This window comes from Streptomyces halobius, assembly GCF_023277745.1.
In the GTDB taxonomy this organism is placed as follows: Bacteria; Actinomycetota; Actinomycetes; order Streptomycetales; family Streptomycetaceae; genus Streptomyces; species Streptomyces halobius.
In genome coordinates this window covers 664,927-677,378 of record NZ_CP086322.1, presented here as the reverse complement: position 1 = coordinate 677,378, position 12,452 = coordinate 664,927, and the positions used below count along the sequence as shown (strand labels likewise).

Genomic DNA, 12,452 nt, shown 5'->3' with positions numbered 1-12,452 from the left:
ATCCGACTCGCCCGCGAGACGGGACGGACACTCACCGCCGCAACAGGCGTCGTTGGCATGTGCTGGCTGTTGTTGAGGCAAGACCGATTCGACGAGAGCGAACAGCTCGCAACACAGCAACGGAGATCGAACCCCGCACGTCCGAGGCAGGCCCCGCGCACCTGGCCGTGTGGGGTGAGCTGTGACTCAGGGTCGCGTCTGCCACGGTCCGGAACAATCGGCCCGACGTGGCCCAAGAGGCCCGCAGGATGGCAGGGACGGCCGCTGGCGCTCTGAATGGTGAAGACGCCAAGTTCCCCGACCACTGGAGTGGTTTCGGACCGGTCACCCGCCGTACCCGGTGTGTTCGTCGACTGCGCACCCGCTCGCCGCGACCATCGGCTACGGCCTCGCCCAGCTGGGCGGCAGCCTGCTGGGCGGCACCGGTGTCGCGCTCGGCTCGGGCATGCTGCGTCCCAGGGGGCGGCGGTCGGACACGGCGGCCCGGGCACCGGAACGTACGCACACCCGGCCCCGGGTCTCCCGCTGACACCCCTCGTCCCAGCCCGTCGTGCCGTCTCAGCCGGTCGTGTCGTCCGAGCCGACCGTTCCGTCGTCTCAGGCGACCGTGTCGAGGACGACCCGCGCCACCAGCGCCGGATCGTCGTTCATCGGCACATGTCCGCAGCCCGGGAGGCGCACGAGCCGGGCGCCCGGAATCGTGTGCTTGGCGCGCACGCCCTGACGGCGTGGCAGCAGCCGGTCCCGGCTGCCCCAGCCGATCGTCACCGGGACGTCCGGCACATCATCGGTGAACCGCACGTCTCGGCCGGCCGCCAGCGTCCGCGCGAACCCGGGTGCCTCGCGCAGCGCCCGGGTCTCCGCCACCACCGCCTCGGCCGAACGGCGCCCAGGGTGGGCGTAGATGGAGCCGGTCAGCGACGCCCGCCCTATGACGGTCCGTGCCAGCGTCTCCACCACCGGCTGCGGCAGCGCCTGCGCTCCGGCGTACATGCCCCGCAGCACCCCGAACGCGTAACGGCGCTCGGTGTGCGTCCAAAAGCCCGCGGGCGAGAGCGCGGTGACCGACCGTACGGCCTTCGCGCGGCCCAACTGCAGGGCCAGCAGCCCGCCCAGTGAGTTCCCCACCACATGCGGGCGCTCCAGTTCCAGCTCCGTGAAGGCCGCGGCGAGCAGCGGCACCACCGTCTCCAGGTCGTACGAGGAGCCGTCCGGCAGCGCGGGCGAGGCGCCGAAGCCGGGCAGGTCGACGGCGATGACCTCGTGCGAGGCGGCGAGGATGTCGCAGACCGGCCGCCACGCCTGGAGATGGTGACCGATGCCGTGCAGCAGAACGACGGGTTCGCCGGAACCCTTGCGCTCGTACGCGACCGTGAACGGCGGCCGGTCCGCGGTGCGGACACGGGCGAAGGAGACCGAGGCGGCCATGGGGGACTCCTCAAAGGGGTTGCGGTGGTGCCGGGGGGGTACGGCGTTGCCGGGGGACATGGGCAAACGATGCCAGGAAAGGCTACTGAGTGGTATGGGGTTGTCGGGCCGAGTGCCGGCCCCGCGTGGGCCGGCGCCCGTGTCCGAGCCCGGGACCGGCCGGCCTCCGGCCCGCGTCAGGGTCCAGGCCGGGCCCGCGTTCGCCCCCCCCGCACTGTGCCGAACGCCACGCCGCCGCCCCGTCACTCTGCGCCGTTTCCGCTGGACAATGCGGTGGTGGCCGGGTGGGATGGCGGCGTGCCGAACGATCCCGCGCCCCATGCCACCGACGTCACGGACGCCGCCCACGTCAGCGATGCCGGCCAGGCCGGTCACGCCACCGAGGTCTTCGAAGAGCACCGGCCCGTGCTGCACGGCGTCGCCTACCGCATGCTCGGCCGGGTGGCCGACGCCGAGGACGTCGTCCAGGACGCGTGGCTGCGCTGGTCGGCCGCCGACCGTTCCGAGGTCCGTGAGCCGCGTGCCTATCTGGTGCGTGTCACCACCCGGCTGGCCGTCGACCGCCTCCGGCACGTCCAGTCGCGCCGCGAGTCCTATGTGGGGCCCTGGCTGCCGGAGCCGCTCGCCACCGACATCGGGGCCATCGCCCCGGACACCGCGGAGCGGGCGGTGTTCACCGAGTCCGTCACCCTCGCCATGCTCGTCGTCATGGAATCGCTCTCGCCTCTGGAGCGCGCGGTGTTCGTCCTGCGGGAAGCCTTCGGCTATCCGTACGCGGAGATCGCCGGCGTCCTTGACCGGAGCGAGGCCGCGGTACGCCAACTGGCGGGCCGGGCCCGGCAGCATGTCCAGGAAGGCAGGCCGCGCTTCGAGGTCGACGCCGACCGGCAGCGCGCTCTGACCGAGCGGTTCCTGGCCGCGGCGGCCGGCGACGACCTGGAGGGGCTGCTGAGCCTGCTGGCCGCGGACGCGCGGCTGGTCGGGGACAGCGGAGGGAAGGCCAAGGCCCCGCTGCGGATCATCGAGTCCCCCGACAAGGTCGCCCGCTTCCTGATCGGCGTTGCCAGGACCGCCCCTCCCGGTTGGGAGGTCACCCTGCTCGAACTCAACGGCGGAATCGCGGTGTTGATGCACCACGGCGGCAAGCCGGACAGCGTCGTCCAGCTCGACATCGAGGACGGCCGGATCCAGACGGTCTACATCGTCCGCAACCCGGACAAGCTCGCCTCCCTCGCCACGAGCTGAGCGGCGGCCCGGAGTCCGGGCCGCGGGCTCGACAGCACCGGTACCGCGCCGTCGCCGCGATCGGCCCCCATCCGCTCGGCGGCCGGTGCCATGGACGCCTGCGCCAGCACGATCGCGTCCGTGTCCCGTACCGTCCGTGCCACTGCCGCCACCGCCGCCCCGTAGCCAGCCGTATCGCCCGCCTCGAAGAGCTGCCACGCGCCCGGTACGAGCACCGTGCGCACGCTCACCCGGCGTCCGGCCCGGCCGGCCTCCTCCGCGATCAGGTCCGCAGTGGGGCCCAGCGTGCTCTCCAGGGCGGCGAGCACGGCGATCCGCGGACCGGCGGCGACGGCGGCCGCGGCCATCGGCCGGTCCACCCGGAGGACGGGCAGGCCGAGTGCGGACTCGGCCGACTCGGCGACCCAACCGATCGTCGAGCAGGTGCACAGCACCGCCCGCGCCCCGTCGCGCGCTGCTCCGGCGAGCACACGGGCGACCTCCTCCGCCACCGTTTGGGGTCCCTGTTCCCTTGCCCGGTCGAGGAGTTGGGGGTGTACGAGGTGACGCAGCGCCAGCCCGGGGGAGTCCTCGTCGCGCAGTGCGTCGAACACCGGGGCATGGGCGGGCGAGGTGTGCAGCAGGGCGAGCATGACGGTGAGCGTATCCGGGTGAGGGCTGCTGTCGGCGGCCCGGTGGGCGCGGCCGGCCACGCGGTCAGGCCTTGGCCGTAAAGGCCGTAAACGGATCCGGGATTGGTCTTGACCAAGGGTGGGAGCGGCCATATCGTCGGGATACTGAAACAACCTTTAATAAAGAAGCGCTCATATTCGGGCCACGCAGGGCCCGAGGGATGCGTGCGGCCCGCGCGGGGCCTGATCGGTGCGGCCCGCGCAGGCCCGCATGGGGACGGTCGCCAGGGTCGTCCTGGCATCCGTAGGCCCCGCGCGTGAGGCCATGTCCATGGGGGTGGCCTGAGCGGGCCCGTCTCCCTTGGGGGCGCAACTTTGCGGGGCAAACGGCCAGGCGGAGGACAGGGTGGGGACCACGCAGCTCGAAACGGTGCCGGAGCCGAAGTACTGGCACCTCAAGACCGTGCTCAGCGACGCGCTGGATTCGGAATTCGCGGTCGGTGAGATTCTTCCCAACGAGCGGGAACTGGCGGCGCGGTTCGGCGTCGCACGGGCCACGCTCCGGCAGGCGCTGGAGCAGCTGGAGCTGGAGGGCAGGCTGCAGCGCCGGCGCGGCGTGGGGACGACCGTCGCGCCGCCGCGGGTCGGCGTCGCCGTCGACCCCGCGCGCCATACGTGGCCCGGCGCGCCCGGCGACGACTGGCAGCCGGTCGACGCCGTCGAGACCGAGACGGTGCCCGCCTCGGTGACCCGGCTCCTGGAGACGGCCCCCGGCGAGCGGGTACACATCGTGCGCCGCAGCCGGGTCACCAACGGGCAGCCGGTCGCCGCCGAGTTGCTGTACGTGCCGTCGGCCTCGGTCCCCGGTTGCTCGGGGGTGGCCCCGGTCAGCGCCCCGGCCCGTGCCCGTGCCGTCCTGGAGGAGCTGCGGAAACTGGAGCTGGAGGGCCAGGACCGGACCGTCGAGCTGGGCTCGGCCCGCGCGGAGGACGCCAAGCAGCTGGACCGGCTGCCCGGTGCGCCGGTGCTGGTCGTCACCACCCGCTATGTGTCCGCGGGCCGTTCCGCTGCCGTCGCGGTCTCCACGTACCGCGCCGACACCTGCCGGCTCACGTTCGGGGAGAGCGACGCGGTCGCCCTGCTGGCGGGCTGACCCGGCCACGCAGCCGTCCGGGTCCGCGCCGCACGCCGGCGCGGGCCCGCCGTGCAAGTCTCACGGTGACGTGCCCCTCACTGGTGGCCTTCCCTGACGCCCGGTCACTGTGCCCTCCACCGTGAAGAGTTCACCCTCCACGTGGTCGAGCGCGAGCCGCAGCGCCCCGGTGGACACCGCGGCCTCGCCCAGCTCCGAGAGGGCCACCTGCGGCGGCCGCAGGCAGTAACGTGCCAACTCCCCCCGCAGCGGCTCCAGTACACCGGCCAGTCCGGCCGCCCAGCCGCCGACCACCACCAGCTGCGGGTCCAGCGCCAGCACCAGCGCAGCGACATCGTGCACCAGCCGCCGGATGAACCGGTCCACCGCTTCCCGCGCCTGCCCATCGCCGTCCCGCGCCAGCGCGAACACCGCCGCCACCTGCGCCTCGTCCAGGGGCGTCAGCGGCTTCCCGGTCGTCGACAACAGTGCCTCCGGCGTCGCCTCGCGCCCCAGCAGATGCAGCGCGCCGATCTCCCCGGCCGCCCCGCCGAAACCCCGGTGCAGCCGGCCGCCGATCAGCGAACCGGCACCGGGGCTCAACCCCGCCAGCACGAACACGATGTCGTCGGACTCGACCGCCACGCCCTTCCAGTGCTCGGCGACCGCGGCGGCGTTGGCGTCGTTCTCCACCAGGACGGGGCAGCGGAAGGACCGCCGCAGCCGTTCGCCCAGGGGCAGGCCGGTCCAGCCGGGCAGCGCCGTGCCCAGCCGTACGGTGCCGTCCGCCTCCACGATGCCGGGACTGCCCACGCCGACGGCCCGCAGCGAACGACGCGCCACTCCGGCACGGCGCAGCAGCTCGGCCACCAAGGTGCGCACCCGCTCCAGCCGCTCGTCGGCCGGCACGGTCTCGTCCACGGGGCGCTGCTCCGAGTCCAGCGTCCGCCCGCCGAGGTCGGAGAGCAGCGCCGCGATGCGGTGGGAGCCGATCTCGATGCCCAGCAGATGACCGGCCTCCGCACGGAAGCGGAACCGTCGGGCCGGCCGCCCCTGGCGCCGGGTCCCGCCCTCCTCGGCGGCCGTCTCGGCCACCAGCCCAATCTCGATGAGCCCCTCGACCACACCCTCGACCGTCGGCCGGGACAGACCGGTCACCTGGACGAGGGCGGTGAGGGTGGCGGAGTCCGCGGCGCGCAGCGCGTACAGCACCACCGCGGAGTTGATCCGTCGAAGCAGAGAGGGGTCCCCGCCGGTGAGCCGCCCCACGTCCGTCTCCCTCGTCTCGGCGTGTCTGGCGGATCGTAGCCGGTCAGCGGGTGGGGGGCGAGCCCCGGTGGGGACCCTGGCGGGGCGGTGGCGCCCAGGGGGGCGAGGGGACAGATCCCTTAGGGGGAGACCCTTAAGGGTTGGGGGCGCCCCTTGCAGGCCCACAACGCGGAGGGGCGGGGCGGTATTCCCGTGAAGAGCCACTCCCTACGAAAGGGGGAGTGGGTGCGGGGTCCGGGGGCCGGCGTAGGCCCGGGAGGTGGGCCCGCTGCACGGCGGGCGTCCACCTCCCGGCTCCCCGCTTGAGGCCCCCTCCGCGACTGGAGGGACGCCAATTGTCAGACCCAGCCGGTTTACTGACGGCATGACCATCGACGAGCATCTGACCGCCATCGACCGGCTGCGCCTGCGGGATTTCCCGGCGGAGCGGAGCCGGGGCGCCATGGCCGAGAGCGGGCCGGGCTTCCACATAGCCGACCTGCGGGTCAGCCGGGACTTCTGGGACGCGGACCTCACGGAGGTCGAGGAGGCCCTGGAGGAGTTCGAGGCCGAGCTGACGGCGCTGGTGCGGGCGCTGTCCTTACGGTGGGGCGAGCCCGATGTCCTCGACCTCGGGGTGTGTCTGGAACGGTCGGCCATGGGCATACCGGTCCGGCCGCCACTGGACTCGCTGTGCGGATATGTCCCGCTGATGTACGGCTGGCGGGTGGCGGGCCGGTGGGTCGGCGTGGGGGTGGGGCAGGGGGACCGTGAGCTGCCGTTCCAGCTGCTGGTGGCGGTGGGAGAGGGGGACGTAGGAGATGTGGGGGCTTCGGAGGACGTGGGCGCTGCGCTCTGGTGAGGCGGCGCGCCACTTGTGCCCGTCAGTTCTCCGCGAACGCCGCGGCGCGCAGCCGCCCGTACTCCTCCGCCATGGTCGCCGGCGTCCAATGGGCGTTGAGGCCGCTGGGGTTGGGCAGTGCCCAGATACGGGTGTCGCCGAGGGTGCGCTGCTGTGGGCCGATCGCGGCATGCTTGTCGCCGAAGGCGACGCGATAGGCCGTGACCCCCGCGACGGCGAGCCAGCGCGGCCGCAGCCGGGCCACCTTCTCGGCCAGCAGCCGGCCGCCCTCGCGGTACTCCTCCGCCGTCAACTCGTCCGCCTTCGCGGTCGCCCGCGCCACGACATTGGTGATGCCGAGGCCATGCGCCAGCAACTCCTCCTGCTCGGCGGGCCTGAGCAGCCGGGGCGTGAAGCCGGACGCGTGCAGAACGGGCCAGAAGCGGTTGCCGGGGCGGGCGAAGTGGTGGCCCGTGGCCGCCGTCATCAGGCCCGGGTTGATACCGCAGAACAGCACCCGCAGACCGCTCGCCACCACGTCAGGGACGAGGCGGTCGCGAGCGGCCTGCAGTTCCTCCGGGGTGAAGCCCATGTCACCAGCCCTGGCCGGCGATCGGCATCAGAGGATCGAGCCGGGCGTGTAGGCCGCGGCCTCCGGGTGCTGCTTGGCGATCTCCTCGATCCGGCCGACGACAGCGGCCACCTGGTCGGCCGCCGCGCCCGTGAAGGACAGCTTGTCCGCCATCAGGGCGTCCAACTGAGCCTTGTCCAGCGGGATGCGCGAGTCCGCCGCCAGCCTGTCCAGCAGCTCATTGCGCTCCGCGCCCCGCTCGCGCATGGCCAGCGCCGACGCCACCGCGTTCTCCTTGATCGCCTCGTGCGCCTCCTCGCGGCCCACCCCGGCCCGCACGGAGCCCATCAGCACCTTCGTGGTGGCGAGGAAGGGAAGATAGCGGTCCAGCTCGCGGGCGACGACGGCGGGGAAGGCACCGAACTCGTCCAGGACGGTCAGAAAGGTCTCCAGCAGACCGTCCAGCGCGAAGAAGGAGTCGGGGAGCGCGACCCGGCGGACCACGGAGCAGGAGACATCGCCCTCGTTCCACTGGTCACCGGACAGCTCACCGGCCATCGAGGCATAGCCGCGCAGGATCACCATCAGGCCGTTGACACGCTCGCAGGAACGGGTGTTCATCTTGTGCGGCATCGCGGAGGAACCGACCTGGCCCGGCTTGAAGCCCTCGGTGACCAGCTCGTGCCCGGCCATCAGCCGGACCGTCTTCGCGAGCGACGAGGGGGCCGCGGCGAGCTGCACCAGCGCGGTGACCACCTCGTAGTCCAGGGAGCGCGGATAGACCTGGCCGACGGAGGTGAACGCCTGCCCGAAGCCGAGGTGGCCGGCGATCCGCTGCTCCAGCTCGGCGAGCTTCGTGGCGTCCCCGCCCAGCAGGTCCAGCATGTCCTGGGCGGTGCCGACGGGGCCCTTGATGCCGCGCAGCGGGTAGCGGGAGAGGAGCTCCTCCAGCCGCGCATAGGCGACCAGCAGCTCGTCGGCGGCGGTCGCGAAGCGCTTGCCGAGCGTGGTGGCCTGCGCGGCGACGTTGTGCGAGCGGCCCGCCATGACCAGTTCGGCGTGCTGGGCGGCCAGCGAGCCCAGCCGTGCCAGCACGGCGACGGTGCGGTCCCGCATCAGCTCCAGCGACAGCCGTACCTGCAGCTGCTCGACGTTCTCCGTCAGATCGCGGGAGGTCATGCCCTTGTGGACCTGCTCATGGCCGGCGAGGGCGTTGAACTCCTCGATCCGGGCCTTGACGTCATGCCGGGTGACCTTCTCGCGCTCGGCGATCGAGGCCAGGTCGACGGTCTCCAGGACCCGCTCGTAATCGGCCAGCGCCTGCTCGGGGACCTCCACCCCCAGGTCCTGCTGCGCACGCAGCACGGCGAGCCACAGCTTCCGCTCCAGCCTGACCTTGTACTCGGGGGACCACAGCACGGCGAGCTCCGCGGAGGCGTAGCGGCCGGCCAGGACATTGGGGATGCGAGGCTTCGCAGACACAGCAGTCACGTGGCCAGAGTCTACGCTGCGCTTTGCCTGCGCCCCACGTTGTCGGCTGTCCGGCCGTTGCTCCTGCGGTGGGTGTCCGCTGCGCTGTGCCTGGGCCCCACGTTCTTGACTGTCCCGCCGTTGCACCTGCGGTGAGCTGTTGCCGCTGCGCGGGGCTGTTCGGCAGCGGCGCCGGACCTCCGGACTCCGTCCTGCGGACCGGAACCTCCCGAAGGGGTGGGAAGAAGACCGGTGGGGGTACGCGTAGCCGGTCATGTGCACCGTGTGGTCGCGATCACAGACACATGACAGACCACATGTGCCCCCACCGGCCCCTACCACCCACCGTCGGGAGGATGGGGGTACCTCCCATACCCTTCAGGCTATGGGGGAGGGCCGCAGGACGGAGTCCGGAGGCCCGTCACCGCACCCGCGAAACCCACGCCCGCCGCAGGCGCAACGGCGAACACCCCCACGGCGGGACAGCCAAAACGTCAGCTCAAGCCTGCCGCAGGCGTGGCCAAGCGCAGCGTTAGCCCGCAGGCGGCCGCTGGAGCACCAGCTCCCGCAGTACGTCCTCCATCGACACCAGCCCGGCCAGCGTCCCGTCGTCGGCGATCACCGCGGCGAGGTGCGTACTGGATCCGCGCATCGCCGTCAGGACGTCGTCCAGCAGCGTCGCCGCCCTCACGCGGGCGATCGGGCGCAGTGCGGCGACCGCGAACGGCACATCGCGCGGCATTGCGTCGAGTGCGTCCTTGACGTGCAGGTAGCCCAGGATGCGGCGGGTCTCGTCGACGACCGGGAAGCGGGAGAAACCGGACTCGGCCGCCATCCGTTCCAGGCCCTCGGGGGTGATTCCCATCCGTGCGGACACCACGTTCTCGACGGGCAGCACCACGTCCCTGACCGGGCGGCGGCCCAGTTCCAGGGCGTCTCGCAGCCGTCGCTTGGCCCGTTCGTCCAGCAGGCCGGCCGCCCGTGCGTCCTCGACCATCTTCGCGAGCTGGTCGTCCGAGAACGTCGCGGTCACCGCGTCCCTGGTCTCCACCCGCAGCAGCTTCAGCAGCCCGTTGGCGAGCGCGTTGATCGCGAAGATCGCCGGGCGCAGCGCCCGGGTCAGCGCGACCAGTGGCGGGCCCAGCAGCAGGGCGCTGCGTACCGGCTCCGCCAGCGCGACGTTCTTCGGCACCATCTCGCCGAAAAGCATGTGCAGATACGTGGCCAGGGCCAGCGCGATCACGAACGCGATCGGGTGGATCAGTGTGTGCGAGATGCCCGCGGCGTGGAACACCGGCTCCAGGAGGTGCGCGATGGCCGGTTCGGCGACCGCGCCCAGCACCAGTGTGCACAGCGTGATGCCGAGCTGGGCGGCGGCGAGCAGCGCGGAGACATGTTCCAGGCCCCACAGCACGCGGTGTGCCCGGCGGTCGCCGCGCTCTGCGTACGGCTCGATCTGGCTGCGGCGCACCGAGATCAGCGCGAACTCGGCACCCACGAAGAAGGCGTTGAGCACCAGCGTCAGCAGGCCGATGAAGAGCTGGAGCGCGGTCATCGGCCGGCCTCCGCTTCCTCGTCGTCGGTGTTGCCGGGCAGCGGGGCGTGCAGCAGCAGGCGCGCCGCGCGGTGCCCGGTGGCGTCGAGGACGTCCATCGACCAGCCCGCGACCTCGACGGTGTCGCCGTCGACGGGGATCCGCCCGAGCTCCGTGGCGATGAGGCCGGCGAGGGTTTCGTACGGGCCGTCGGGCAGCCGCAGGCCGATCCGCTGCAGCTGGTCGGTGCGGGCGGCACCGTCGGCGTGGTAGACGCTGCGGCCGTCCGCGTCGGAGCCGGCCGGTGCGAGATCGGGGATCTCCAGGGGGTCGTGCTCGTCCCGGACCTCGCCGACGACTTCCTCGACGATGTCCTCCAGGGTGGCGACGCCCGCCGTGCCGCCGTACTCGTCGATGACCACGGCCATGGTGCGCTTGCCGGACAGCCGGTCCAGCAGCCGGTCCACGGTCAGCGTCTCGGGCACCAGCAGCGGTTCGCGCAGCAGCTCGGAGACGGGATGGCGGGCGCGACGCTCGGCCGGGATGGTCAGCACGTCCTTGATGTGCGCGACCCCGACGACGGTGTCCAGACTGCCGCGGTAGACGGGGAAGCGGGACAGCCCGGTCGCCCGCGTCGCGTTGGCGATGTCCTCGGCGGTGGACTGCACATCCAGGGCCATCACCTGCACCCGCGGCGTCATCACGTTCTCCGCCGTCAGATCGGCGAGATTGAGGGTACGGACGAACAGCTCGGCGGTGTCCGGCTCCAGCGCGCCCTCCTTGGCGGAGTGCCGGGCCAGTGCCATCAGCTCCTGAGGCCCCCGGGCGGAGGCCAGCTCCTCGGTGGGCTCCAGCCCCATCCGACGGACCATGTGGTTCGCGGTGGTGTTGAGATGCCCGATCAGCGGCTTGAAGGAGGCGCTGAAACCGCGCTGCGGGGTGGCGACCCGCTTGGCGACGGCCAGCGGGCTGGAGATGGCCCAGTTCTTCGGGACCAGTTCCCCGACGACCATCAGGACGACCGTGGAGATTCCCGTACCGAGCACCAGGGCCACCGAGTCCGCGGCGGAGCGCGGCAGCCCCATCACGCCGAGCGGACCGGCGAGCAGGGCGGCGATGGCCGGCTTGGACAGCATGCCGATGACCAGGCCGGTGACGGTGATACCGAGCTGCGCTCCGGAGAGCTGGAAGGTCAGTCCGCGGGCGGCCTTCAGGGCGCTGTCCGCGCCGCGCTCGCCGCGCTCGACGGCGCGCTCCAGATCACTGCGCTCGACGGTCGTCAGCGAGAACTCGGCCGCGACGAAGACACCGCAGGCGACGGTCAGGAGGAGTGCCAGGGCCAGCAGGAGCAACTCGGTCATCGGGTCACCTCCGCCCCATGATCGAACAGGAACGGGAGGTTCGCGCTCCGTCGGGAGGATGCTCGACAACTGGGAGGCTCGCCCATGGCTGGACGCTCACACACCTTTCGTCAGGGAAGGGAACCACCATGGTAAAGGATCGGCAAAAGCGCTGATGAGTGGGCAGGGTCGGAGGTGAGTGATGCAGAGTCGGTGGTGAGTCGGCAAAATCGGTGGTGAGCGAGGAGCCCGCCCCGCTCCTTAAGCCGGGACGGGCTCCGCCGGGCGCATCGCTCAGTGGTCCAGATGCTTGACCCGGCGGCTCCACTGCGGCTCGGGCGCATAACCCGCGGCGCGCCAGCCGTGCCACGCCGTCGGAGTCATCGCTGATGCTGGCGCCCTCGGCGGCCACCTTCCAGAAGGCCGGCACGGCATCGAGATCGGCCGGTGTCCCGGCCCGTATGTGAAGATCACCCATGGCCCGATCCCAGCACGCGGCGGAGTGCGGCGTCGACCGATCTCGGCGTGCCGGGCGGCCAGCCGCATCATGCGCGGGCCGTTGCCGCCGATCAGCAGCGGCGGACGCGGCCGCTGCGTGTGGGCCGCGGGGCGTACTCGGGGTCGCCGAACATCCGGCCCAACTCTTCGACGGTGTATGTCAGATGGTCCACCCGCCGGCCCGGCGAGCCAGGGCAGCCCGGCCGTCTCGTGCTCGGCGCGGACGTACCCGGTGCCCAGGCCCAGCTCCAGCCGCCCGCCGGTGAGCGCGTCGGCGGTGGCCACGTCACGGGCGAGCAGCGCCGGGTTGACGAACCCCGCGTTGAGGACGAAGGTGCCCACCCGCGGCCGCTCGGTCGCCTCCGCCGCGATCAGCGCGGGAAACGGCGCCGGCAACCCCAGATGATCCGGTACGAGCAGCACGTCATAGCCCAACCCCTCGGCTCGGCGGCATTTCTGACGCCACGACGCCTTCGAATCGATGGTGAGCATATTGACGCCGAAGCGGAACGGACGTGGCATGAGAAGTCCCCT

Annotated in this window: 11 protein-coding genes and 2 pseudogenes; 4 read left to right on the top strand and 9 right to left on the bottom strand. The window is 72.2% G+C overall.

What is annotated here, in order from left to right:
• Positions 1 to 340: 340 nt before the first annotated feature.
• Positions 341 to 529: a hypothetical protein gene (locus tag K9S39_RS03045; RefSeq protein WP_248861782.1), complete on the top strand. Its 189-nt coding sequence runs from the start codon at positions 341 to 343 to the stop codon at positions 527 to 529.
• A 68-nt stretch (positions 530 to 597) separates the two neighbouring features.
• Here K9S39_RS03045 and K9S39_RS03040 read toward each other — a convergent pair whose 3' ends face one another.
• Entirely contained in the window at positions 598 to 1,428 is an 831-nt protein-coding gene (locus tag K9S39_RS03040) for an alpha/beta fold hydrolase (protein ID WP_248868577.1), read from the bottom strand.
• A gap of 297 nt (positions 1,429 to 1,725) precedes the next feature.
• On the opposite strand from K9S39_RS03040, the gene K9S39_RS03035 reads away from it, so the two are divergent.
• A complete protein-coding gene (locus tag K9S39_RS03035; protein ID WP_283112202.1) occupies positions 1,726 to 2,673 on the top strand; it encodes an RNA polymerase sigma-70 factor in 948 nt (315 codons plus the stop codon).
• Here the strand turns inward: K9S39_RS03035 and K9S39_RS03030 are convergent.
• On the bottom strand, positions 2,625 to 3,305 hold the full coding sequence (locus K9S39_RS03030; protein ID WP_248868575.1) for an aspartate/glutamate racemase family protein: 681 nt from the start codon (positions 3,303 to 3,305) through the stop codon (positions 2,625 to 2,627). The two genes, K9S39_RS03035 and K9S39_RS03030, sit on opposite strands and share 49 nt — an antisense overlap.
• A 385-nt stretch (positions 3,306 to 3,690) precedes the next feature.
• Between K9S39_RS03030 and K9S39_RS03025 the strand changes: the two genes are divergently transcribed.
• On the top strand, positions 3,691 to 4,437 hold the full coding sequence (locus K9S39_RS03025; protein WP_248861781.1) for a GntR family transcriptional regulator: 747 nt from the start codon (positions 3,691 to 3,693) through the stop codon (positions 4,435 to 4,437).
• Between the two features lie 60 nt (positions 4,438 to 4,497).
• Here K9S39_RS03025 and K9S39_RS03020 read toward each other — a convergent pair whose 3' ends face one another.
• Positions 4,498 to 5,685, bottom strand: coding sequence for an ROK family protein (locus tag K9S39_RS03020; RefSeq protein ID WP_248861780.1), 1,188 nt, complete (start codon positions 5,683 to 5,685; stop codon positions 4,498 to 4,500).
• Between the two features lie 364 nt (positions 5,686 to 6,049).
• Here K9S39_RS03020 and K9S39_RS03015 point away from each other — a divergent pair, with 364 nt between their 5' ends.
• The gene (locus K9S39_RS03015) at positions 6,050 to 6,526 is read left to right on the top strand and encodes a hypothetical protein (protein WP_248861779.1); all 477 of its coding nucleotides are present in this window, start codon (positions 6,050 to 6,052) and stop codon (positions 6,524 to 6,526) included.
• A gap of 22 nt (positions 6,527 to 6,548) precedes the next feature.
• On the opposite strand, the gene mug is transcribed toward K9S39_RS03015, so the two are convergent.
• From mug to K9S39_RS02985, 6 genes and pseudogenes are all read right to left on the bottom strand, one after another.
• Positions 6,549 to 7,097 (bottom strand): G/U mismatch-specific DNA glycosylase, encoded by a 549-nt coding sequence (mug, locus tag K9S39_RS03010; protein ID WP_248861778.1) that lies wholly within the window; start codon positions 7,095 to 7,097, stop codon positions 6,549 to 6,551.
• 27 nt (positions 7,098 to 7,124) lie between these two features.
• Positions 7,125 to 8,558: an adenylosuccinate lyase gene (gene purB / locus K9S39_RS03005; RefSeq protein ID WP_248868573.1), complete on the bottom strand. Its 1,434-nt coding sequence runs from the start codon at positions 8,556 to 8,558 to the stop codon at positions 7,125 to 7,127.
• A gap of 520 nt (positions 8,559 to 9,078) precedes the next feature.
• The gene (locus tag K9S39_RS03000; RefSeq protein ID WP_248861777.1) at positions 9,079 to 10,101 is read right to left on the bottom strand and encodes a hemolysin family protein; all 1,023 of its coding nucleotides are present in this window, start codon (positions 10,099 to 10,101) and stop codon (positions 9,079 to 9,081) included.
• Positions 10,098 to 11,441 carry a hemolysin family protein gene (locus tag K9S39_RS02995; RefSeq protein ID WP_248861776.1) on the bottom strand — a complete coding sequence of 448 codons (1,344 nt, stop codon included), beginning with the start codon at positions 11,439 to 11,441 and terminating at the stop codon, positions 10,098 to 10,100. Before K9S39_RS02995 ends, K9S39_RS03000 begins: the two co-directional genes overlap by 4 nt.
• A 327-nt stretch (positions 11,442 to 11,768) precedes the next feature.
• A pseudogene (locus K9S39_RS02990) lies at positions 11,769 to 11,898 on the bottom strand (GNAT family N-acetyltransferase); the annotation flags it as partial.
• Between the two features lie 101 nt (positions 11,899 to 11,999).
• A pseudogene (locus tag K9S39_RS02985) lies at positions 12,000 to 12,410 on the bottom strand (LLM class flavin-dependent oxidoreductase); the annotation flags it as partial.
• Positions 12,411 to 12,452 lie beyond the last annotated feature (42 nt).

Excerpts from the sequence above, each read along its gene's own strand:
- K9S39_RS03040 (WP_248868577.1), bottom strand. The coding sequence starts at position 1,428 with ATGGCCGCCTCGGTCTCCTTCGCCCGTGTCCGCACCGCGGACCGGCCG.
- K9S39_RS03030 (WP_248868575.1), bottom strand. The coding sequence starts at position 3,305 with ATGCTCGCCCTGCTGCACACCTCGCCCGCCCATGCCCCGGTGTTCGAC.
- K9S39_RS03015 (WP_248861779.1), top strand. The coding sequence starts at position 6,050 with ATGACCATCGACGAGCATCTGACCGCCATCGACCGGCTGCGCCTGCGG.
- mug (WP_248861778.1), bottom strand. The coding sequence starts at position 7,097 with ATGGGCTTCACCCCGGAGGAACTGCAGGCCGCTCGCGACCGCCTCGTC.
- K9S39_RS03000 (WP_248861777.1), bottom strand. The coding sequence starts at position 10,101 with ATGACCGCGCTCCAGCTCTTCATCGGCCTGCTGACGCTGGTGCTCAAC.
- K9S39_RS02995 (WP_248861776.1), bottom strand. The coding sequence starts at position 11,441 with ATGACCGAGTTGCTCCTGCTGGCCCTGGCACTCCTCCTGACCGTCGCC.